This window comes from Flagellimonas sp. 2504JD1-5, from assembly GCF_053618295.1.
This window is the reverse complement of record NZ_JBSIOU010000002.1, coordinates 778,369-799,434: the sequence shown is the minus strand read 5'-3', so window position 1 is coordinate 799,434 and position 21,066 is coordinate 778,369. Positions and strand designations below refer to the sequence as shown.

Annotated in this window: 22 protein-coding genes; 13 read left to right on the top strand and 9 right to left on the bottom strand. The window is 40.2% G+C overall.

Annotation, left to right across the window (positions count from 1 at the left end; all coding sequences use genetic code 11):
* Window positions 1-27 precede the first annotated feature (27 nt).
* Window positions 28-939, bottom strand: coding sequence for a metallophosphatase (locus tag ACULLG_RS13045; RefSeq protein ID WP_452127237.1), 912 nt, complete (start codon window positions 937-939; stop codon window positions 28-30).
* Window positions 940-1,761, bottom strand: a complete 822-nt coding sequence (locus ACULLG_RS13040) for a 5'-nucleotidase C-terminal domain-containing protein (protein WP_452127236.1) — start codon at window positions 1,759-1,761, stop codon at window positions 940-942.
* A gap of 7 nt (window positions 1,762-1,768) precedes the next feature.
* On the opposite strand from ACULLG_RS13040, the gene ACULLG_RS13035 reads away from it, so the two are divergent.
* From ACULLG_RS13035 to ACULLG_RS12975, 13 genes are all read left to right on the top strand, one after another.
* Window positions 1,769-2,302, top strand: a complete 534-nt coding sequence (locus ACULLG_RS13035; RefSeq protein ID WP_452127235.1) for a DUF6913 domain-containing protein — start codon at window positions 1,769-1,771, stop codon at window positions 2,300-2,302.
* Window positions 2,302-3,192: a 4-hydroxy-tetrahydrodipicolinate synthase gene (gene dapA / locus ACULLG_RS13030; RefSeq protein ID WP_452127234.1), complete on the top strand. Its 891-nt coding sequence runs from the start codon at window positions 2,302-2,304 to the stop codon at window positions 3,190-3,192. The genes ACULLG_RS13035 and dapA overlap by 1 nt, the downstream gene beginning before the upstream one ends.
* Before the next feature lie 117 nt (window positions 3,193-3,309).
* Complete coding sequence (locus ACULLG_RS13025; protein ID WP_452127233.1) at window positions 3,310-4,125, top strand: outer membrane protein assembly factor BamD; 816 nt, start codon at window positions 3,310-3,312, stop codon at window positions 4,123-4,125.
* A gap of 20 nt (window positions 4,126-4,145) precedes the next feature.
* Window positions 4,146-4,472: a DNA-directed RNA polymerase subunit omega gene (locus ACULLG_RS13020; protein WP_116183203.1), complete on the top strand. Its 327-nt coding sequence runs from the start codon at window positions 4,146-4,148 to the stop codon at window positions 4,470-4,472.
* A gap of 3 nt (window positions 4,473-4,475) precedes the next feature.
* On the top strand, window positions 4,476-5,684 hold the full coding sequence (gene coaBC / locus ACULLG_RS13015; protein ID WP_452127232.1) for a bifunctional phosphopantothenoylcysteine decarboxylase/phosphopantothenate--cysteine ligase CoaBC: 1,209 nt from the start codon (window positions 4,476-4,478) through the stop codon (window positions 5,682-5,684).
* Window positions 5,677-6,567 carry a type IX secretion system protein PorD gene (gene porD / locus ACULLG_RS13010; protein ID WP_452127231.1) on the top strand — a complete coding sequence of 297 codons (891 nt, stop codon included), beginning with the start codon at window positions 5,677-5,679 and terminating at the stop codon, window positions 6,565-6,567. Before coaBC ends, porD begins: the two co-directional genes overlap by 8 nt.
* Window positions 6,568-6,613: 46 nt before the next feature.
* A complete protein-coding gene (gene recN, locus ACULLG_RS13005) occupies window positions 6,614-8,266 on the top strand; it encodes a DNA repair protein RecN (protein ID WP_452127230.1) in 1,653 nt (550 codons plus the stop codon).
* A gap of 87 nt (window positions 8,267-8,353) precedes the next feature.
* On the top strand, window positions 8,354-9,166 hold the full coding sequence (locus tag ACULLG_RS13000) for an enoyl-ACP reductase FabI (protein ID WP_452127229.1): 813 nt from the start codon (window positions 8,354-8,356) through the stop codon (window positions 9,164-9,166).
* A 55-nt stretch (window positions 9,167-9,221) separates the two neighbouring features.
* Entirely contained in the window at window positions 9,222-10,229 is a 1,008-nt protein-coding gene (locus ACULLG_RS12995; protein WP_452127228.1) for a glycosyltransferase, read from the top strand.
* 1 nt (window position 10,230) lies between these two features.
* Entirely contained in the window at window positions 10,231-11,187 is a 957-nt protein-coding gene (locus tag ACULLG_RS12990; RefSeq protein WP_452127226.1) for a CdaR family protein, read from the top strand.
* Complete coding sequence (coaE, locus tag ACULLG_RS12985) at window positions 11,184-11,771, top strand: dephospho-CoA kinase (protein WP_452127225.1); 588 nt, start codon at window positions 11,184-11,186, stop codon at window positions 11,769-11,771. The genes ACULLG_RS12990 and coaE overlap by 4 nt, the downstream gene beginning before the upstream one ends.
* Before the next feature lie 77 nt (window positions 11,772-11,848).
* Window positions 11,849-13,429, top strand: a complete 1,581-nt coding sequence (locus ACULLG_RS12980) for a sensor histidine kinase (protein WP_452127224.1) — start codon at window positions 11,849-11,851, stop codon at window positions 13,427-13,429.
* Between the two features lie 12 nt (window positions 13,430-13,441).
* A complete protein-coding gene (locus tag ACULLG_RS12975) occupies window positions 13,442-14,155 on the top strand; it encodes a response regulator transcription factor (RefSeq protein WP_452127223.1) in 714 nt (237 codons plus the stop codon).
* A gap of 51 nt (window positions 14,156-14,206) precedes the next feature.
* On the opposite strand, the gene ACULLG_RS12970 is transcribed toward ACULLG_RS12975, so the two are convergent.
* From ACULLG_RS12970 to ACULLG_RS12940, 7 genes are read right to left on the bottom strand one after another with little or no spacing between them, the layout of a single operon-like run.
* The gene (locus ACULLG_RS12970) at window positions 14,207-15,544 is read right to left on the bottom strand and encodes a GntP family permease (protein ID WP_452127222.1); all 1,338 of its coding nucleotides are present in this window, start codon (window positions 15,542-15,544) and stop codon (window positions 14,207-14,209) included.
* A complete protein-coding gene (locus ACULLG_RS12965; RefSeq protein WP_452127221.1) occupies window positions 15,541-16,035 on the bottom strand; it encodes a gluconokinase in 495 nt (164 codons plus the stop codon). The genes ACULLG_RS12970 and ACULLG_RS12965 overlap by 4 nt, the downstream gene beginning before the upstream one ends.
* Window positions 16,028-16,951, bottom strand: coding sequence for a tRNA (adenosine(37)-N6)-dimethylallyltransferase MiaA (miaA, locus tag ACULLG_RS12960; RefSeq protein ID WP_452127975.1), 924 nt, complete (start codon window positions 16,949-16,951; stop codon window positions 16,028-16,030). Before miaA ends, ACULLG_RS12965 begins: the two co-directional genes overlap by 8 nt.
* Window positions 16,948-17,787, bottom strand: coding sequence for an ion transporter (locus ACULLG_RS12955; RefSeq protein WP_452127220.1), 840 nt, complete (start codon window positions 17,785-17,787; stop codon window positions 16,948-16,950). Before ACULLG_RS12955 ends, miaA begins: the two co-directional genes overlap by 4 nt.
* Complete coding sequence (locus tag ACULLG_RS12950; protein WP_452127219.1) at window positions 17,784-19,145, bottom strand: exonuclease domain-containing protein; 1,362 nt, start codon at window positions 19,143-19,145, stop codon at window positions 17,784-17,786. The genes ACULLG_RS12955 and ACULLG_RS12950 overlap by 4 nt, the downstream gene beginning before the upstream one ends.
* 18 nt (window positions 19,146-19,163) lie before the next feature.
* Window positions 19,164-19,823, bottom strand: a complete 660-nt coding sequence (locus tag ACULLG_RS12945; RefSeq protein ID WP_452127218.1) for a YggS family pyridoxal phosphate-dependent enzyme — start codon at window positions 19,821-19,823, stop codon at window positions 19,164-19,166.
* Window positions 19,824-19,826: 3 nt separating this feature from the next.
* A complete protein-coding gene (locus tag ACULLG_RS12940; protein ID WP_452127217.1) occupies window positions 19,827-21,062 on the bottom strand; it encodes a DUF1015 domain-containing protein in 1,236 nt (411 codons plus the stop codon).
* Window positions 21,063-21,066 lie beyond the last annotated feature (4 nt).

Sequence of the window (21,066 nt, the reverse complement as noted above, 5' to 3'; positions counted from 1 at the left end):
AGAGAAAGGTTTAAAATGATGCTGAATCTACACCGCAATACTCACCCCATTGGCCGAAGCATTTTTATCCGAGTCAAAATAAAAATCAATCCGACCTAGATTAATTCCATAGGCCCCAACCTGGTTTACCAATACCGAATTTCCTTGTTGATTGGTGCGCACATCGGGTTTGTCCAAAAAGGTATGGGTATGACCACCAATGATTAAATCCGTGAAATGGGTACGTTGGGCCAGTTGCGTGTCAGATGCCCTTTCAGGATTTTGATAATCGTACCCCAGATGGGAAAGACAGATGATAAGGTCGCATTTTTCCTCTTCTTTCAATAAACGTTCGGTGTCCAAAGCAATTTCAAAAGGGTTCAGGTATTCCGTTTCCTTGTAAAGACGTTGGGTAACCAAACCATCTAGTTTGATCCCGATGCCGTACACTCCAATTTTGATTCCATCCAAAAGATAGGTTTTGTAGGGTTTTACAAAACCATTCATTACCGTGTTTTTAAAATCGTAATTGGCGGAAAGCAGCTCAAAGGTAGCATTGGGCACCTGGGCCAGTAAACCATCAATTCCGTTATCAAAATCATGGTTTCCGATGGTGGCCGCATCATATTTGAGCTTGCTCATCAACTTAAATTCCAATTCACCGCCATAAAAGTTGAAGTAGGGGGTGCCTTGAAAAATATCGCCAGCATCAAATAACAGTGTATTCGGGTTTTCATTTCGAATTTGTTCTACCAAGCTGGCCCTTCGGGCCACACCACCCAGGTTTGCGTATTGTGAGTGTGTCGTTGGGAAGGGGTCTATATGACTATGCACATCATTGGTGTGCAAGATGGTAATCTGCTTTGAACCCAATCCTTTGCAGGAATTCAAGCTCAATCCACCCAAACCAACAAAAGTTGAAGTGGCTGCCGTATTTCGTAAAAAATCCCGTCTTTTCATTTACTTGAGTTCAATAAATCTATCATCAACAGTTGCCTTAACCGTATCTATTTTCTTAAAATGGTCAATAATGGCATTGCGCAACAAATAGCCCGTATCGGTCACACTTACCATATCATTAAAAAATCCGATACTCGGGCCTCCCTGAACCAAATAGTCGGAAGTGGCCACATAATAATTTCTGGTTTCGTCAAACGGACTTCCTTGGATATCCACGGATTCCAAATCCCCTTTTTTATCCAAGATAATCTGGGTTCCGGCAATGGGGTGGGCCTTGGTGGCATTTATCAGGTAGTTGATAAGTTTTCTGACTGCGACTCCGTCTAATTCCACCACTGCAATGTAATTTTCAAAAGGCATGATTTCAAAAGCATTTCTTGCGGACACATTTCCTTTGGAAATAATGGTACGGATGCCACCTCTATTTAAAACCACAAAATCCAAATCTTTACCTGTTTGCTTTTTAAAAAGTGGAACGGTCTCGGCAAGAACAATATCGGCCATTAAATTCCCCATGGAAGTATTGTGCTTCGCATCGTCAAGAGGAATCGTCTCGGGAGCATAGGCCAGGGTACTGTCCAATACCTCATTAATTCGATTCTTGAACGGCGCTATATAATCCGAAATAGAATCAACAGCGGTTAAACTCGAATCTATTTTTAGCTGTTTCCCTTGAATTTTTGAAAGCTGTCCTTTCTCTTGCTGACAGGAGAGGAACAAACAAAAAGTTACGAATGCAACAAATTGTTTTAATTTTAAAATATACACGTGCTTATCTTTGTCTTGTAATCTTATGGAATAATTACCTTTGTAAAAATGCATAAAAAATATGTTTTTAAAAGGGTTCCAGGATAAATTTAAGGTTAAATCAGGTCTTAAATATTTAAGGGAGGCATTGGAAAATCCTCCCCAAACGGTCGCTAGGGACCACGGGATTACCAGTATTGGCTGTATTGTTGATGTGGATAACTTCCATAATGCTGAGGTGTTCTACGAGCTTATCGACGACTTTTCGCTAAGACCCAATGCCATAAAAATCATTGGTTACAAGCGTGAATACGATAAGAATTCACCCTACGCCATCCAAATTTTTTCGGATAAGGATTTGGGATGGAAAGGTGTCATAGAAAATGGATATGTGCTGGAGTTTTTGGGAAGAGAATATGATATGTTGATCAATTATTACGAAGAAGATAATTTAATGATGAAATTGTTGTCGGTGAAAACCCCGGCAAGATTGAAAGTCGGATTTGGGGCTTTGGACCCGAAAATAAATGATCTGATCCTAAATACTGACCTAGCCAATTTTAAGATGTTCAAGAGTGAACTAAAAAAGTATTTAAAGGTTTTAAAAGAATTGTAATGGAACAATTTGTTGGTACAGGTGTAGCCTTGGTAACACCTTTCAATAGGGATTTTTCAGTAGATGTTGAGGCCTTGGAGCGCATTGTGGAACATTGTGTGCAAGGTGGAATTGACTATTTGGTGGCACTGGGTACCACCGCCGAATCTGCAACCCTATCAAAAGCAGATAAACAATTGGTCATAGATGTTATTGTACGGGCAAATGCAGGCCGATTACCATTGGTTTTGGGTATAGGAGGAAATAATACTGCAGCTGTAGTGGATGAGGTTTCACAAACCGATTTATCAGATTTTGAGGGCATTCTTTCAGTATCGCCATATTACAATAGACCTACACAAGAAGGAATTTACCAACATTTTAAGGCTGTTGCACTAGCATCTCCAAAACCAATAATTATGTACAACGTACCGGCAAGGACCGGGAGCAATATGTTGCCTGAAACAACTTTGCGTCTTGCCAAGGATTTTGACAATATTGTAGCCATTAAGGAAGCCTGCGGAGACATGATTCAAATTGATAAAATCCTAAAGGATAAACCCGAGGATTTTATGGTGATTTCCGGAGATGATTTTACCGCATTACCAACTGTTCTGGCAGGCGGTTCGGGTGTTATTTCCGTGTTGGGACAGGGTTTGCCAACATCTTTTTCCAAAATGATTCGATTGGGTATTAATAACGACTCCGACGAAGCTTATCAATTGCATCATGCACTGCAACCGCTAATGCAATTGATTTTTGAAGAAGGAAATCCTGCAGGAATCAAATCGATATTTGAAACCTTGGGACTTGGCAACGGAGTGGTCCGATTACCATTAATGGAGGCAACACCCGCATTAAAGAGTAGAATTGCCAATTTTCTGGAGTCGTTCGACAAGGTTTATGCCTGAAGCATGTTAAATGTTCGCTAAATCCTTAGCGGATGCACAACCAAGCCCTTATTTTCGGTGATTATTCCATTTTTTATATCCGGTGATTATCACTAATTTTGCAAAATATTTTTGAGAATGAGGTCCGTATTCCTATTACTTCTAGTTGCTATTGTCTTTTCATCCTGTAATGAGTACCAGAAAGTACTTAAAAATGATGATGTAAAAGCCAAATATGATTTGGCCCAAAAATATTATAATGAAGGGGATTTTAAGAGAGCAAAAAGACTTTACGAACAGATTGCACCACGATATGTTGGCAAACCGCAAGGGGAAAGGGTAATGTTCTTTTTTGCGGACACCTATTTCAAGACCAGGGACTACTATTTGGCTGGATATCAATTTGAACGTTTCATAAAATCCTATCCACGAAGTGATAAGATTCAAGAAGCCACCTTTTTGGGAGCTAAAAGCTATTACGAGCTTTCACCGGCGTATTCTTTGGACCAAACTGATACGGACAAAGCATTGGTAAAGCTACAATCGTTCATTAATACATATCCGGAGTCGGAGTTTTTTGACGAAGCCAACGCAATGGCTAAAGAGCTAACCGCCAAAAAAGAGAAAAAGCAGTTGGAGATTGCGAAGCAATTCAACAAATTAGGTCAGTTTAACTACCCAATTTTGGTTTCCGCTATCACTGCATTGGACAATTTTATCTCTGATAACCCTGGTTCCATTTATAGGGAAGAAGCACTATATTATAAGATAGAGGCAACGACCAATTTGGCAATGAACAGTGTAGAGAGCAAAAGGAAAGAACGTTTGGAAGATGCCCAAACCGCCTACAACAATCTTTTTCGCTATTATCCAGATACAAAATTTAAAAAGAAAGCTGACAACCTGTCAAGCAAAATCCAAAAGGAGTTAGTAACATATGCCAATTCCAAATAAATAGTTTAAACACGCAGTCCATGCAAGATTTGAAAAATACCAAAGCACCTGTTTCCACTGTTACCCATAACAGGAATGAGTTCGATGAAAAAACCGATAATATTTACGAAGCGATATCCATAGCTTCAAAACGAGCTATCCAAATCAATTCGGAAATCAAAAAAGAATTGTTGGAGAAGTTGGAAGAATTCGCCACTTATAGTGATAGTTTGGAAGAGGTTTTTGAAAACAAAGAGCAGATAGAAGTTTCAAAATTCTATGAAAAACTTCCAAAACCACATGCATTGGCCGTGTTGGAGTGGTTGGAAGACAAAATCTATTATAGAAACACAGAGAAAGACGCCTAAGAAATGCTTAGCGGTAAAAACATCCTTTTGGGCATTACCGGAGGAATCGCCGCATATAAGACCACATTTCTAGTTAGGCTTTTGATAAAAGCTGGTGCCCAGGTCAAAGTTGTAATGACCCAGAGTGCCAGCTCTTTTGTTTCCCCACTTACCCTGTCCACGCTTTCGAAAAATCCAGTTGTAATGGATTTTATCAATGAAGAAGATGGAAGCTTGTCTTGGAATAATCATGTGGAACTTGGCTTATGGGCAGATTTAATGATCATTGCTCCGGCCACGGCCAACACGCTTTCCAAAATGGCGCATGGAACATGCGATAATCTGTTAATGGCAACCTATTTGTCCGCAAAATGTCCGGTGTATTTTGCCCCAGCTATGGATTTGGATATGTACAAACATCCATCTACCAAAGCGTCTTTTGATACATTGGAATCTTTTGGCAATATTATGATTCCGGCTGAAACCGGTGAATTGGCCAGTGGGCTCCATGGGGAAGGTCGAATGGCCGAACCCGAAGCGATAATGCAATTTCTTATCAAGGATTTGACCAAGGATCTGCCTTTAAGCGGAAAGCAAGTATTGATTACGGCTGGACCGACTCATGAGGCGATTGATCCTGTTCGATTTTTGGGTAATCGCTCTTCCGGAACCATGGGTTTTGAGTTGGCAAAACAAGCTGCAAGTTTGGGAGCTCATGTGATTTTGGTTTCAGGACCGACCAATTTAATTGTGTCGGAAAACAGCAATATTGATTTGGTCAGGGTAACTTCTGCGCAAGAAATGTTCGATGCGTGCCATCAGTACTATGAAAATGTTGACGTTGCCATCTGTGCTGCGGCGGTGGCCGACTACCGTCCAAAAAATGTAGCTACAGAGAAAATTAAAAAGAAAGATGGGGATTTACAGATTGAACTGGAACGAAATCCGGACATCCTATTTTCTTTGGGCGAGAAAAAAACAAAGCAGTTTTTGGTAGGGTTTGCTCTGGAAACCGAAAATGAACTCGAAAATGCCAAAGGAAAACTAAAACGGAAAAACTTGGATGCCATTATTCTCAATTCCTTAAAGGACGAAGGAGCAGGCTTTGGAGGAAGTACCAATAAAATCACCTTTATTGATAAGAATTTGGATATAAAAACGTTTGGTTTGAAGACGAAGCCCGAGGTGGCTTCCGATATTTGGGAAGAAATCATCACCAGAGTCCATGCGTAACCTTTTGATTGTTGCTTTTTTGTTGTCCTTTTCTCAGGCATTTTTAGCCCAGGAGATGAATTGCGCCATTACGGTGAATTCAGACCAGGTAAGTCAAACCAATCAGCAAATTTTTAGGACCCTTGAGCGTTCATTGAATGATTTTGTGAACAAAAACAAATGGACCAATCGAACCTATAGGGAAAATGAAAGGGTAAATGCCAGAATGTTTATTACGGTAACCCAATATGAATCGGACCGTTTTGAGGCGAATATTCAAATTCAATCCTCAAGGCCGGTTTACAACACTTCCTATGAAAGCCCCATCTTTAATTATAAAGATGATGTCTTTAATTTTCAATATCAAGAATTTCAACCTTTGGCTTACAATGAAAATGCCTTTGAGTCCAATTTGGTCAGTGTTATTTCTTACTACGTATACATAATGTTGGGGCTGGATGCAGATACTTTTTCGTTGGAAGGCGGGGACGATATGTACCGCAGGGCGCAGAACATTGTTACCCAGGCGCAGGGGTCAAATTCTTCAGGTTGGAACCAGGAAACGGGACAAAGAAGCCGTTTTGAACTGGTGGACAATCTTTTGAGCAATTCTTTTAGGGAATATCGTATTGCGATGTACAATTACCATAGAAAAGGATTGGATATATTAGGAGACAACAATAGTACGGGTAAACAAATCATAGCAGGAAGCATGCGTTTGTTCGAGACGCTTATTAAAAGAAGACCCAACGCGTTTTTGATTCAAACGTTCTTTGATGCCAAATCTGAAGAAATAAGAAATATCTTCTCCGATGGGCCCAAAATTGATGTGGTGCAGCTCAAAGAAACACTCAACAAAGTGGCTCCATTCTATTCCAGTACTTGGAACGAAATAAAATACTAGCCCATTTCTCCAAAGAGATTTATATTTACGGGGAAAATCTTCAGCATTGCTTACAAATCTTTCAATTCGGAACTATGCCCTGATTGACGACCTAAACGTTTCGTTCTCTGATGGCTTTACTACCATTACAGGTGAAACTGGAGCAGGTAAGTCCATTCTATTGGGAGGACTTTCCTTGGTTTTGGGAAAGCGTGCAGACCTTTCATCCTTAAAGAACAAGGAACAAAAATGCATTATAGAGGCTGAATTTGAGGTTTCCAAATACAAATTGAATCTTTTTTTTGATGAGCGTGACCTCGATTATGAAGATGTAACCATACTTCGAAGAGAGATTTTACCCAGTGGCAAATCGAGAGCTTTTGTGAATGATTCTCCCGTTATCCTTGATGTTTTAAAACAGCTTGGAAATCAGTTGATAGATGTGCACTCACAACATCAAACCTTGCAATTGACCGAGAACGATTTTCAGCTGAAGGTAGTGGATGCACTGGCGGGCAATAAGGAAAATCTTGAAAAATATACCGGACACTTAAGTCAATATAAAATAGCTTCGAGCCAATTACAGGAATTATTGGATTTTCAATCCAGTTCAACAAAAGAACATGATTATAATAGTTTCCTGTTACAAGAATTGGATGCTGTTACCTTAACTGAAGGAATGCAGGAGGAGTTGGAAACCGAATATGGACAGTTGAGCAATGTGGAGCATATTATGGAACTGCTTGCCCAAGGACATTCATTGCTGAATGATGAACAAATGGGATTGCTTGGTCGATTTTCGGACCTTAAACAAGTTTTTCAAAGCCTATCTGATTACGGACGGGAATATGAAGCCTTGAATCAACGGATACAATCCGTTTTTATCGAAATGGACGATATCTCCTCTGAGTTGGAACATTTAAAAGATGGGGTAGAGGCCGACCCTGAACGTTTGCATATGGTCAATGGCAAATTGCAACAGCTGTATGACCTTCAAAAAAAGCATCAGGTTTCCACAGTTTCTGAGCTCATCGATATAAGAGAAAGTCTTTCCCAAAAAGTAGATACCGTTGCCAATATCGACGCCAACATCAGGGAAAAGGAAAACGAAGTTGCCCAAATTAAGAATCAAGTTGAAAACTGGGCAGCAAAAATCAGAAGTGCACGAAATGCGGTCATCCCCAAACTGAAAAATAGGCTTCAAGAAAGTTTATATGCATTGGGAATGCCTTCAGCAACCTTCAATATTGCAGTTCAACCTTCAGATGCATTCAAATTGAATGGTGCGGATGATCTTACATTTTTGTTTTCAGCAAACAAAGGTTCCGATTATGGAGAATTGAAAAAAGTGGCATCGGGAGGGGAGCTTTCACGAATTATGTTGACCATAAAATCCATTTTGGCCGAGTATGAGCAACTCCCAACAATGATGTTCGATGAAATCGACACGGGAGTTTCAGGCGAGATTTCAAATAGAATGGGAGAAATTATGCAACAAATGGGCAACACCATGCAAGTCTTTTCCATTACCCATTTACCGCAGGTGGCCTCCAAAGGAAAACAACAGTTCAAGGTATACAAGGAAGAGAGTGCTGAAGGAACCACAACACATATGAGAAAATTGAGTTCGGATGAACGTATAAGCGAGCTTGCCGAAATGCTTGGGGGTAAAGCACTATCCGAATCTGCCTTGGCCCATGCCAAGCAATTATTGCAATAACCGACCTCATTTCAATCCATAAAATCAAAAACGAAAAACTCGATAAGAATAAATATCTTTGTCGCCAAAACCAACGATAGATAGACTATGTCATACAATCTTTTAAAAGGTAAAAAAGGAATCATATTTGGAGCTTTGGATGAAAATTCCATTGCTTGGAAAACTGCAGAGCGCGTCCATGAAGAGGGCGGAACATTTGTTTTGACCAATGCGCCCATTGCCATGCGAATGGGGCAAATAAATGAACTGGCCAAGAAAACCGGTTCTGAAATCATTCCGGCCGATGCGACCAGCGAGGAGGATTTGCAAAATTTAGTGGAAAAATCCATGGAAATCCTTGGAGGGAAATTGGATTTTGTGCTGCACTCTATCGGAATGTCTGTGAATGTTAGAAAAGGAAGAGCCTATACGGATGAAAAATATGATTTTACTGCCAAAGGTTGGGATGTCTCGGCGCTTTCGTTCCACAAAGTAATGCAGACCCTTTTTAAGGCAGATGCCATGAATGAATGGGGCAGTATTGTGGCATTGACCTATATGGCAGCGCAGCGTACGTTCCCCGATTATAATGATATGGCCGACAATAAGGCTTATTTGGAGTCGGTGGCCCGTAGCTTTGGATATTTCTTCGGAAAGGAAAAGAAAGTAAGGGTGAACACCATTTCACAATCACCAACTCCAACTACTGCCGGACAAGGAGTCAAAGGATTTGGAGGTTTTATCAATTACGCTGAGAAGATGTCCCCATTGGGCAATGCTTCTGCCGCAGATTGTGCTGATTATACCATTAGCTTGTTCTCGGATTTAACGAGGAAGGTCACCATGCAGAATTTGTTTCATGACGGTGGTTTCTCCAATACAGGTGTAAGTCAAGAAGTTATTGATGAATTCAGTGAATAACAAAAAGATATACTAACAAAAGCCATCCCTTAAGGGATGGCTTTTGTGTTTTTAAATGGAATTGAAAATATCCATAATTGTACCGGTGTATAACAGGCCCGAAGAAATTCGGGAATTGTTAGAGAGTCTCTGTTTGCAAACATTTGAAAAAGATTTTGAGATTGTGATTGTCGAGGACGGTTCCACTGAAAGTTCTGAAAGAGTTGTGGAACAGTTTCAGCAAAAACTACAGATTTCCTATTATTTTAAACCGAATTCAGGCCCTGGAGATTCCAGAAATTTTGGGATGGAAAAGGCCAAAGGCAACTATTTTATCATTTTGGATTCAGATTGCATTCTGCCCAAACAATACCTGTCCGAAGTTGAAAAAGAATTGAGCAGTGACTTTGTGCATTGCTTTGGAGGTCCTGATGCAGCCGACGAATCATTCACAACGGTACAAAAAGCCATCAACTATGCGATGACGTCCTTTTTTACCACGGGGGGAATTCGTGGCGGTGACAAATCCGTGGGTAAGTTTCAACCGCGAAGTTTTAACATGGGAATTTCCAAAGAGACTTTCGAAAAAGTAGGCGGTTTTGGAAGGATTCACCCGGGAGAAGACCCCGACCTCACATTTCGTATTTGGGAAGCTGGTTATAGTTCCAGATTATTTCCAAAAGCCTTTGTTTACCATAAAAGACGAATCGATTGGAACAAATTCTATATTCAGGTGAATAAGTTTGGCATGGTACGACCCATATTGAACAAATGGCATCCAGGAACGGCAAAAGTCACTTACTGGTTCCCAACGGCTTTCATCGTTGGTTTTTTGCTATCCCTATTGTTGTTGATGGCAGATTATAATTTTCCCATACTATTTTATTGTACATACTTTTTTATGTTGTTTGTTGATGCATTGGCCAAGACCAATAAGATGAAAGTTGCTTTGCTTGCAATTTTTGCGGCTATAATTCAGTTTACAGGATATGGGATAGGTTTTTTCAAATCGACAATGTTGCTTACTTTTAGTAAAAAGGAGCCGGAACAGCTATTTCCAAAGTTGTTTTTTAAAAAACGATAAAGTGTTTAAAAAACTTTTGACAAGGGCAAATAATAGAAAAGTAAAAGTGTTTTTGCTTTTTCTGCTATGTTCTTTTTTGGCATGGTTTTTAAGCAATCTATCCGAATCGTATGAATCTAGGGCAAATTTCAATCTCAATTACAAAAACTTGCCAGACACCCTACTTTTGGGCAACAATTCGGCCAAATCTATCGAGGCTAAAATAAGGACTAGTGGGTTTCGTCATTTTTATTTCAACCTGTTCAATAAAAGAATCAGTATAGACCTTTCTCAATCTCTGCATGAAAATGGGCGGTACAAACTGAACGAGGATTCGCTAAAAAAACAAATAGAAAGCCAGCTTTCCCAAAATATATCCTTGGTGGACCTTTATAGGGATGAATTGATTGTTGACATGTACAAGGTTGCAACAAAGGAAGTGCCCATAAAGGTAGTTTTGGATATTCAATTTGAGCAAAACTATATTATGGATGGGGCACCAGAAGTAGCACCGAAAACCGTGCTTGTAAAGGGGCCGCCCAACGAGGTTGATACTTTGAAATATATATCCACCTCCAAAATTGAAATTAGTAATGTTTCGGCTGATTTTTCCAAAGACATTGCGTTGGTATTTCCAAAAGAAATGACCAACAGTATTTTTTCGCTAAGTCGGGTCAATGTTTCAGGTAAAGTGGCCAGGTTTTCCGAAAAAGTATTTGAAGTCCCGGTGCAGGTTACCAACTTTCCAGAGGGATATAGTATTAAAACTTTTCCTGCATCAGTTTCTGTTCTTTGCAAAGCTACGATTGAACAGTTGAAGATTATTGAACAGAATGATTTTGAAGTGGTGGCTGATTATTCACAGCTCACCAATGCAAAAGACAACGTACTCTTTCTGCAGGTCGCCAAAAAACCGGAAAAATCCCACGGAGTACGGCTTTTGGAGAATAAGGTAAACTTTGTTATGGAGCAAAAATGATGATTATTGGGCTAACAGGAGGTATAGGAAGCGGTAAAAGCACGGTGGCAAATATGTTCCGTGAACTTGGGGTCCCTGTTTACGATTCAGATCTGGAAGCAAAGCAATTGATGGTTACATCCAGCAAAATTAAAAAGTCTATAATTGAGCTTCTGGGTAAGAAAGCATATTCCGACGGGGATTTAAACAGAAGTTATATAGCGAGCAAGGTATTTAAAGATCCAGATCTCTTGAATGAGCTGAATAGCATTGTCCATCCGGAAGTTCGCACCCATTTTTTGGCATGGGCGGAGTATCAAACTTCAAATTATGTGATCCAAGAAACAGCATTGATTTTTGAAAACGAAGCGCAAAAAAATTATGATTATGTGCTGTTGATCACAGCTCCAATTGAATTGCGTTTGCAACGTGTAATGGACAGGGATGGAGTTTCCAAACAAGAAGTTTTGGACCGTATGGGCAATCAAATGGAAGAGTCCAAAAAAAGGGAATTGGCGGATTTCTGTATTGAAAACATCAATTTGGACATTACTAAAAAAGAGGTGGAGAAACTACATCACCGACTAGATTGCCTCGAGCTCTAATTCAAAATTTTAACATTTTTGTTAAGGTTAGGTTAAACGGTGAAAGGCCTAAATGTTAAATTTCTAATTTTACCCCAATGAACAAGAAGCTATTCGTTCTTCTCGTCATTCTGATGAGTTTATCGCTCACAGGAATAATCTTTGTTCAGGTTTATTGGATAAGAACATCGGTTGACGATAAAGAGGAGCAATTCTCAAGAACGGTTACGGACATATTGGACAAGGTAGCGAGCAGGGTGGAGAAGAGTGAGATGAACTTGTACCTTGATCGTGTTGCTTCATTGGCGGACAGCATTGGGGAACCCAAGACTTCGCAGTTCAGAAACTTTTTTTTCGTCGATAGAGATGTGAACTCCGATGAAATTCTCTTTTATTCCCATGGGATATTGGAAGAAGATTACAATGTAACATCAACGTTCTTTGATAATTCAAGTGGTGAAGATAGCACCACGATTAAAAATTACACAAGCAAACGAACCCGTGCAGTTTTTAAGGAAGAATATGGTTTGGATGGAAAGAGTTATAGCTTAACTCCCATTCAAAGGGCGGAAAAGATTGGAGGACTGTCCAGCATTGACAAGGCTGCATTGGAAGATGTGTTTACCGAATATGCCAAGAGCCAGCCAATTCATAAAAGGATTTCGAGAAAGGAATTGGAATTGTTGTTGGACCAGGAACTTCGCAATAGAAACATCGATATCGATTTTGAATATGGAGTGTATAGCCAAGGTTATCCTACGAAAATTAAATCCAAAAGATTTAAGTTTTCCGAATCGAAGATGTATGAAGCTCCCATATTTAAGGATAGTGAAGGGAACAGCAATTTTTCATTGTTGCTGACCTTTCCCAAACAGAAGAAGTTCATTTTTGGTTCAATAATGGGAATGGCCTTCCTGTCACTGATTTTTACATTGGTCATATTGGTGGCCTATTCGAGTGCAATCTATCAATTGATAAAGCAAAAGCAGATATCGGAGATAAAAACGGATTTTATCAATAATATGACGCACGAGTTTAAAACACCCATTGCAACGATCAATTTGGCGGTTGAAGCAATTCGGAACCCAAAGTCTTTTGAGGACAAGGATAAGGTTTTACGTTATTTGGGCATGATTCGTGAGGAAAATAAACGAATGCATGCGCAAGTGGAAAACGTTTTACGGATTTCCAAATTGGAGAAAAATCAGTTGGACATTCGGAAAGATAGGGTAGACGCGCATGACATTGTTTTGGACGCTATAACCCATGTGGAACTGATCGTGAAGAACAGGGGAGGCTATATTAATGTCCATTTGGATGCCGAAAGATCAGAGGTTTTGGCCAACGATATGCACTTTACCAATGTAATAGTGAACATGTTGGACAATGCCATAAAGTACTCACCAGAGCCTCCAAAGATTGATGTTTTTACTGAAATGGTGAAAAATAATATAATCATCAAGATCCAAGATCAAGGAGCTGGAATGAGCAAAGCGGTACTTAAGAAGGTGTTCGAAAAGTTTTACAGGGAACACACTGGGGATATTCACAATGTAAAAGGTCATGGATTAGGTTTGGCCTATGTAAAAAGAATTATTGAAGATCATCAAGGCGAAGTTTACGCCGAAAGTGAAAAAGGAAAAGGAAGTACTTTTTATTTAAAACTTCCTTTAATATAGAAAAACAGAATTATGGAAACAGAAAAGAAAAAAATATTGCTGGTTGAGGATGACCCCAATTTTGGGATTGTGCTGAAGGATTATTTGTCTATGAACGACTTTGATGTGGTTCTGGCCAAAAACGGTATGGAAGGCTTTGAAAAGTTCAAAAAAGATAATTATGATGTCTGTATTTTGGATGTCATGATGCCTTACAAGGATGGGTTTACCTTGGCACGGGAAATAAGGGAAAAGAACGAAAATGTTCCGATAATCTTCCTTACCGCCAAGACCATGAAAGAAGATGTGTTGAAGGGGTACAAAGCAGGGGCCGATGATTATTTGAACAAACCTTTTGACTCTGAAGTATTATTGATGAAGCTTAAGGCAATACTTCAAAGAAAGGCATCCAGTACCTTGGCGGACAGCAAGCAGTTTGAATTTCAAGTTGGAAATTTCCACTTAAATTCAAAACTTCGTTTCCTAAAATATATGGATGAAGAGCCCATAAAACTTTCTCCAAAGGAGAATGAATTATTAAGGCTTCTCGCCCTACACGAAAATGATTTAATGCCTCGAGAATTGGCATTGACCAAAATATGGAGAGATGATAATTATTTCACCTCCCGAAGTATGGATGTTTACATTGCCAAACTGAGAAAATATTTGAAGAGGGATGATGTCGTGGAAATCTTGAACATTCATGGAGAAGGATTCAGATTGGTCGTTAAGGCTGAGAACCAATAATAAGTTTTTCTATCAATATAATTTGAAACCACCTTTTATAAGGTGGTTTTTTTATACAAAAACGTATAGAATGGAGACCGTAGCCATTCCGGTTATGGCCAAAATTGTGGTCATCATGGTCCATGACTTAAAAGTTTGCTTTTCGGTTATACCCAAATATTGACCAACCAGCCAAAATCCGCTGTCGTTTACATGGGAAAAGATGCTAGCTCCAGAAGCTATGGCAATAACCATGCAGGCCAATTCAATAGGACTGAGTTCAGCATTCATCAGCAACGGGGATACCAATCCTGCAGCAGTGATCATGGCCACTGTGGACGAGCCTTGTACAATACGCACTATGGCTGCACTAATAAATGCAAAGGCCAAGATTGGAAACCCTGCATTACTCAATGATGTAGCCAACAACTCCCCAGCTCCTGTGTTGGTTAAAACTTGTTTAAAAACACCTCCAGCCCCTGTCAATAAAATTATGGTACCGGCAGGTGCCAGTGATTTGGTCGATATATCAAAAAGCTGTGCTTTGGTGAATCCCCTTCGAAGCCCAAAAAAGTACCATGCCAGTATATTGGCAATGATCAATGCAGAAAAAGGATGTCCGACCAATGCAATTGTTTTCAACACAAAAGGGGAGGAAATCCCTAAAGCCCCTGTTGAAGCAATAGTATTCAATAAAATAAGAACGATGGGAAAGGCAATTATCCATAGTGTTTGACCAATCGGGGGCAATGCCTCAGGAATAGCATGTGCTACTTCATCAGGAGCGGCAACAAATATTCTTTTCGCTATGAATCGTCCAAAAAGAAGCCCAGCAATCAGGGCTGTTGGTATTCCTGCCAAAAAGCCCACTAGTATTACCCACCCAAGGTCTGCACCTATGATATCAGCAACAGCAATGGGTCCTGGAGTAGGGGGAATAAACGCATGGGTTATGGCCAATCCTGCCAAAAGGGGAATGGCGTAAAGCAGCAATGACTTTCCAGTTTTTCGTTGTAGTGCATAGATCATAGGAACCAAAATGATAAAGGCGACATCAAAAAATACGGGAATGGCGATTAAAAATCCTGATATGACCATTGCAGAGGGGGCTTTTTTCAAACCAAACTTAGAAACCATAAAATCGGCAATGGTTTTGGCACCTCCGGAGGCCTCCAAAATGGCTCCGAACATTGCGCCCAATCCTACCACGGTAGCAACAAATCCCAATGTACTACCCATTCCTTCTTGAATCGTGTCAATAATTCCCTTAGCATCCAAACCAGCAATCAAACCAACCGTAATACTCCCAATCAAGAGCGCTAAAAAGGCATGGATTCGCAGTTTTAAAATCAAAAACAGCAGTACGGCGATACCGCCCACAACGGCCATAATTAAATTCGTTTCTATCATGATATTTGGTCTAGAATAAGTTGGACAATTTGTTGAGGACTTTGAGAAATGGAGGCTGTAATGGCATCCGATGGTGGTTCTAGCGTATCAAATTGGGACTTTAGCAATGACAATGGCATAAAATGCCCCTTTCTTTGCTCTAAACGGGATTTTATCAGTTCAAATGAGCCTTCTAGATAGACAAATCGCATGGAATCTTCCATTCCATCGAGAAGTAAATTCCGATATTTCCTTTTGAGCGCTGAACACGCGATGATTGCTCCCGGTGACCTGTGTTTTTTGGCCAGGGTATTCAGAGTTTGAAGCCAACCTTTCCTATCCTCGTCGTTCAATGGTTGCCCCGAACTCATTTTTTTTACATTGGCCTCCGGATGGAAATCATCTCCATCATAAAACGGAACCTGGAGTGTTGCTGAAAGCAATTTCCCTATTGTGGACTTGCCGGTGCCAGAAACTCCCATGACCACCAAAACCTTTGTCATCCTATCCATTCGTAGTATTCAACAGATGTTTTTCCACTTTTTTCGAGATTTCTGCGGGTTTTGCATCATGGTCTACCCACAAAATGGATTCGTTTTTACGTAGCCAAGTAAGCTGTCTTTTTGCAAAGCGACGTGTGTTTTTTTTGATTTCGGAAATAGCGAAATCCAAAGTAATACCTCCATCAAAGTACTCAAAAAGCTCCCGATAACCTACGGTTTGTAATGCATTTAAATTTCTGTGCGGAAAGAGGTCCTTCGCTTCCTCCAACAAACCAGCTTCCATCATAAGGTCGACACGTTGGTTGATACGATCATAGATAGTTTCACGATCAGCATGGATTCCTACATACACCGAGTTAAAGGTTCTTTGTTTTTTTTCCTGTTTTAAGAAGGAAGAATAGGGTTGATTTGCCGAAATGCAGACTTCCAATGCCCGAATCAAACGATGCGGATTTTCAATATCTACAATTTTAAAGTATTCAGGGTCTTTTGACTTCAATTCTTCTTGAAGATATGATAATCCCTTTTCCTTGAACTCTTGGTTTAAAAAGTCCCTTGTCTTTGGATCGACTTTTGGAAATTCATCCAATCCTTTGACAACAGCATCAACATAAAGACCACTACCGCCTACCATTACCACGACATCTTTCTTTTGGAAAAGAGTGTCCAGCAACCCGATGGCCTCCTTCTCAAAATCCCCCACAGAATATGGTTCGAATATGCTTTTATGTTGGATGAAATGATGGGGAACGGCTTTTAACTCCTCCGCTGTTGGAACGGCGGTGCCTATTTTCATTTCTTTGAAAAACTGACGGGAATCTGCCGAGATAATCTCTGTTTGAAAGTGTTTCGCCAAGTCAATTCCCAGCCTTGTTTTGCCAATGGCAGTGGGACCGACAATCGCAACCAAGATTTTGGAACTCATAATAATTCGCCGCATTTATAGCAGTTGGATGCGTCATCCCTATGCCCTTCGGATGCACAACTTGGACAAGCTTGGGTATTGGTATGTACCACACTTTTGGCCTTGCTACCGTTCCTGTGCCGTGAAAATTCCACGGTTACAATACCTGTTGGGACCGCAATGATCCCATAACCCAGAATCATGATAACGGTGGCTAAAAGCTGCCCTAAATTGGTCTGAGGGGCGATATCTCCATAACCGACGGTGGTCAAAGTCACAATGGTCCAATAAATACTTTTGGGAATACTTGTAAAACCAGCTTCGTCATCTTCAATGAGATACATAATGGTGCCCATGATCACCGAAAGAATAAGAACCACGTAAATAAAAACAGCAATTTTGGCCCTGCTCGCCTTTAATGCGGCCTTTAATTGTGAAGCCTCGCCCATAAACTTCACCAATTTCAATATCCTGAAAATCCTAAGCAATCGGAACGCCCTTACCGCCAATAGCACTTGTGACCCGGCAAGAAGATAGGATAGATAAAGTGGAATGGTAGAAACGAAATCAATTATCCCATAAAAACTGAAAACATATTTCCATGGTTTTTTTATACTAATGAGCCTTGCGATATATTCTAGGGTGAAAAAAATGGTGATCACCCATTCCAGGGCAAGCAAAATTTTATGGTAATGTTGGTCTATGTCCTCAATACTTTCCAACATGACCAAAATAACACTGAGAACAATGAGGATGACAAGAATTATATCGAAGAGTTTCCCCAATGGGGTGTCTGCCTCATAAATAATTTCATGTAGCCTGTGTTTCCAACCAGAATGTACTTCTTGTCTTTTCAAAGGGTGGCTGTTATCTCCAAAATCTTGAGCTTACTATTTTTTCTCAAGTAAGATTCAACAATAAAAGTGGTGTTTTCATCACTGGACATAGGGGTAATAATCGATTCTAATATATGAATATTATTTATTTGGTGATTGAGAGCTACATATCCAAAGCCCTGTAAAGTGCCATTTTTTATTAATATTAAACTGTGCTCTCCTAATTCCCGACCTCTGTCCAGCAATGCCACGGTTTTGTTTTTAAGGCTGTATTTATGCAGGGCATTGTTGATTTTTTCATTGTATTCCCGTGTGTTTTCCAAAGCAACACAGTTATTGGGGCACCCATTTTTTGAATGTTCACAAACTGCATCAAGACCAAGAGAGGCAGGGCAAAGTTCAAACTCCTCACTTATTTTTTTTAAAAAACTTTTAGCAGAAGGAACACCGTTAAAACCGATGTTTTGCTTCTTCTGAAACCTACTTTTTACAATTTCCAGTTCAATATGTGGACTTCCGTTCTTCGAAAAATTAATGACATGGGAAAAAAGGTTCCTTTTGGCGATATGGTTGTGCTTGGGTTTTGTTCTTTTAAGCTCTTCATATTCCTTTAAGATGGCGACCAATTCACTTCCGGTACGTTCAAAAGTAACTTTTTTGGTCTCTTTTTGCAGTTTTCTTGCCAACTGCCCGACGTTGGTGAAATGTTGATTGACCCTTCTTTTGGCATCTTTGGTCTTAGCCAGAAATATAATTTCACCATCTTTGTCATGCATGTAGTATACTCCTGTTTCCGAAGGAAGCGCCGAAACAATATCCAATTGGGTGGGGGATAATTCCCCCTGCGACTCCTCCCGAAGCACTTCTTGTACGATGGTTTTTTTAGAATCCTTATCCAATAGCAACTTAAAAAGTTTTAAAGTGGCTATGGCATCTCCGTTGGCACGATGACGGTCACTCATGGGGATACCCAGGGAACGAACCAATTTTCCCAAACTATGCGATTCGGCTTCGGGCAACAATTTTTTGGCTAGATCTACCGTGCAAAGGGTTTTTCTTTGAAAATCATATCCCAAACGGCGGAACTCAGTTCTAAGGATTCGATAATCGAATTGGGCATTATGGGCCACCAATATGGTTCCATCTGTAATTTCTACAATACGCTTGGCCACTTCGTGAAATTTTGGGGCAGTCCGAAGCATTTTGTTGTTTATTCCGGTGAGTTTTGCCACAAAAGGTTGAATCTCCCGTTCAGGATTCACCAAGCTCATAAATTTGTCCACAACCTGATATCCATCAAACTTATGGATTGCAATTTCCATGATACCTTCCTCATTGTATTTTCCTCCGGTGCTTTCAATGTCGAGTATGGCGTACATGAAAATTTAAAATATTGATTACGAATAGTTTCGAGCCCCAAAGATACTACTTCCAATACGTACCATTGTGCTGCCTTCTTCAATGGCTATGGTATAATCCCCACTCATTCCCATGGACAGCACAGAAATTCCAGGAAGTTTTTGTGCTAAATCGTCGTAGATGGTTTTTAAAAAACGGAACTCTTTACGAACCTGATTTTGATTGGAAGTAAAGGTCGCCATGCCCATAAGCCCAACTATTTTGATATTTTCCATAATTTTAAACTCGTCGGAACCTAAAATCTCAGCTAATTCCACTTTGTCCAAACCAAATTTGGTCTCCTCTTCTGCAATGTGCATTTGCAACAGACATGGAATGACCCTATCATGTTTTTTAGCTTGCTTGTCAATCTCCTTCAACAATCGAAAACTATCCACTCCGTGAATGAGCGAAACAAATTCGGCCATGTATTTCACTTTGTTACGTTGAACATGCCCGATCATATGCCATTCGATGTCCTTGGGAAGCGTTTCCCATTTTTGGGTCATTTCTTGAATCTTGTTTTCTCCAAAAACACGATGGCCAGCTACGTAGGCCTCTAAAATGGCTTCATTGGGTTTGGTTTTGGAAACTGCGACCAAAGTCACATGGTCTGGGATTGATTCCTTAACCTGTCTTAAATTCTCTTGTATTGACATAGATTAGAATTCATAAATCGTCAACCCACTTCGGAGTTTGGGTTCAATATAGGTGCTTTTTGGCGGCATCACCAATCCGGCATCGGCAATGGCCTTGATTTCGTTCATATTGATGGGCACCAGGCTGAACCCAACCGCAAAATCTCCTTTATCCACACTATCTTTCATTTTAATAACATTGTGTTTGCCATAGCCGTAAGCAATGCGCTTGTCGTTTCTTAAATCGGAGATTCCTAAAATAGGCTCCAATATGGTTTTATGTAGGATTTGGGTATCCAGTTCGCTCAACGCATCAGTGAATTGATAAACTCGCTTTCTGAGATACAACGAATAGAAATCTCCATCCAAATACATGCTGAAATGGTGCTTTCTCGTAGGTTTGTAAAGGCCATCATCTTTCTTTTCGATTCGAAAATAAGTATCAAGCTGAATCAGGAATTCTTCCTTGGAATATCCGTTTAAATCCTTGACCATTCGGTTGAACTCGTAGATTTTAATATCGGATTCGGGAATCAAATAGGCCATGAAAAAATTGTATGCTTCATCTCCGGTATGTGAAGTGTTGTTTGTCTTCATGTTTTCGGCCAGTAGGCTGGATGAAGCGCTTCGGTGGTGCCCATCGGCAATATACAGGGCATTTATTTTTTCGAAACCACGCTGAAGTCTTTCAATAATTTTCAAATCCCTGACCATCCAAAGTTTGTGCCTTACCTTGTCCGGCGTGGTGAAATCGTAGTCTGGCCGTTTGGCCGATTCTTGCTCCAGAATCAAACCAATACCTTCATCATCCGAATAGGTCATCAATACGGGTTCGGCATTAAAGCCTACCGTATTCAAATAATCCGCAAAAAGTTCTTCCCGATGTTGAATGGTGTCTTCGTGCTTTTTAATGACATCATTTTGATAATCCAAAACACTGCACGCACAGAAAAAGCCTAAGGTTGTAAGGCTACCTTTTGTAATTTCGTATAAATAAAAACTTTCCAGGTCATCTTTCTGAAAGATAGTATCCTCCAAGAATTCCAAATAACGATTGTGCACCAACTTAAAGCGCTCTTTGCCCGAGATATTTTTGTGGAACTTGAAACCTGGGTTAATGATATGCAAAAAGGAAAAGGGATTGTATTTCAACACCGATTTCAGCTCATCTTTTGAATATTTCTCGTACGAACGGGAGGCCACAAAAGCAGCTTTGTCAGGTGCTGGGCGAATGGCCTTAAAAGGTTTGATCAGGGCCATTGGT

Coding starts and splice junctions, on each gene's coding strand:
- miaA (WP_452127975.1), bottom strand. CDS start 16,951: ATGAGTTCCAAAATCTTGGTTGCGATTGTCGGTCCCACTGCCATTGGC.
- ACULLG_RS12945 (WP_452127218.1), bottom strand. CDS start 19,823: ATGTCAATACAAGAGAATTTAAGACAGGTTAAGGAATCAATCCCAGAC.
- ACULLG_RS13020 (WP_116183203.1), top strand. CDS start 4,146: ATGCAAGATTTGAAAAATACCAAAGCACCTGTTTCCACTGTTACCCAT.
- coaBC (WP_452127232.1), top strand. CDS start 4,476: ATGCTTAGCGGTAAAAACATCCTTTTGGGCATTACCGGAGGAATCGCC.
- coaE (WP_452127225.1), top strand. CDS start 11,184: ATGATGATTATTGGGCTAACAGGAGGTATAGGAAGCGGTAAAAGCACG.
- ACULLG_RS12970 (WP_452127222.1), bottom strand. CDS start 15,544: ATGATAGAAACGAATTTAATTATGGCCGTTGTGGGCGGTATCGCCGTA.
- ACULLG_RS12980 (WP_452127224.1), top strand. CDS start 11,849: ATGAACAAGAAGCTATTCGTTCTTCTCGTCATTCTGATGAGTTTATCG.
- porD (WP_452127231.1), top strand. CDS start 5,677: ATGCGTAACCTTTTGATTGTTGCTTTTTTGTTGTCCTTTTCTCAGGCA.
- ACULLG_RS12950 (WP_452127219.1), bottom strand. CDS start 19,145: ATGTACGCCATACTCGACATTGAAAGCACCGGAGGAAAATACAATGAG.
- dapA (WP_452127234.1), top strand. CDS start 2,302: ATGGAACAATTTGTTGGTACAGGTGTAGCCTTGGTAACACCTTTCAAT.
- ACULLG_RS13040 (WP_452127236.1), bottom strand. CDS start 1,761: ATGCATTTTTACAAAGGTAATTATTCCATAAGATTACAAGACAAAGAT.
- ACULLG_RS13045 (WP_452127237.1), bottom strand. CDS start 939: ATGAAAAGACGGGATTTTTTACGAAATACGGCAGCCACTTCAACTTTT.
- ACULLG_RS12965 (WP_452127221.1), bottom strand. CDS start 16,035: ATGGATAGGATGACAAAGGTTTTGGTGGTCATGGGAGTTTCTGGCACC.
- ACULLG_RS12995 (WP_452127228.1), top strand. CDS start 9,222: ATGGAATTGAAAATATCCATAATTGTACCGGTGTATAACAGGCCCGAA.
- ACULLG_RS13035 (WP_452127235.1), top strand. CDS start 1,769: ATGTTTTTAAAAGGGTTCCAGGATAAATTTAAGGTTAAATCAGGTCTT.
- ACULLG_RS13025 (WP_452127233.1), top strand. CDS start 3,310: ATGAGGTCCGTATTCCTATTACTTCTAGTTGCTATTGTCTTTTCATCC.
- ACULLG_RS12975 (WP_452127223.1), top strand. CDS start 13,442: ATGGAAACAGAAAAGAAAAAAATATTGCTGGTTGAGGATGACCCCAAT.
- ACULLG_RS12940 (WP_452127217.1), bottom strand. CDS start 21,062: ATGGCCCTGATCAAACCTTTTAAGGCCATTCGCCCAGCACCTGACAAA.
- ACULLG_RS13000 (WP_452127229.1), top strand. CDS start 8,354: ATGTCATACAATCTTTTAAAAGGTAAAAAAGGAATCATATTTGGAGCT.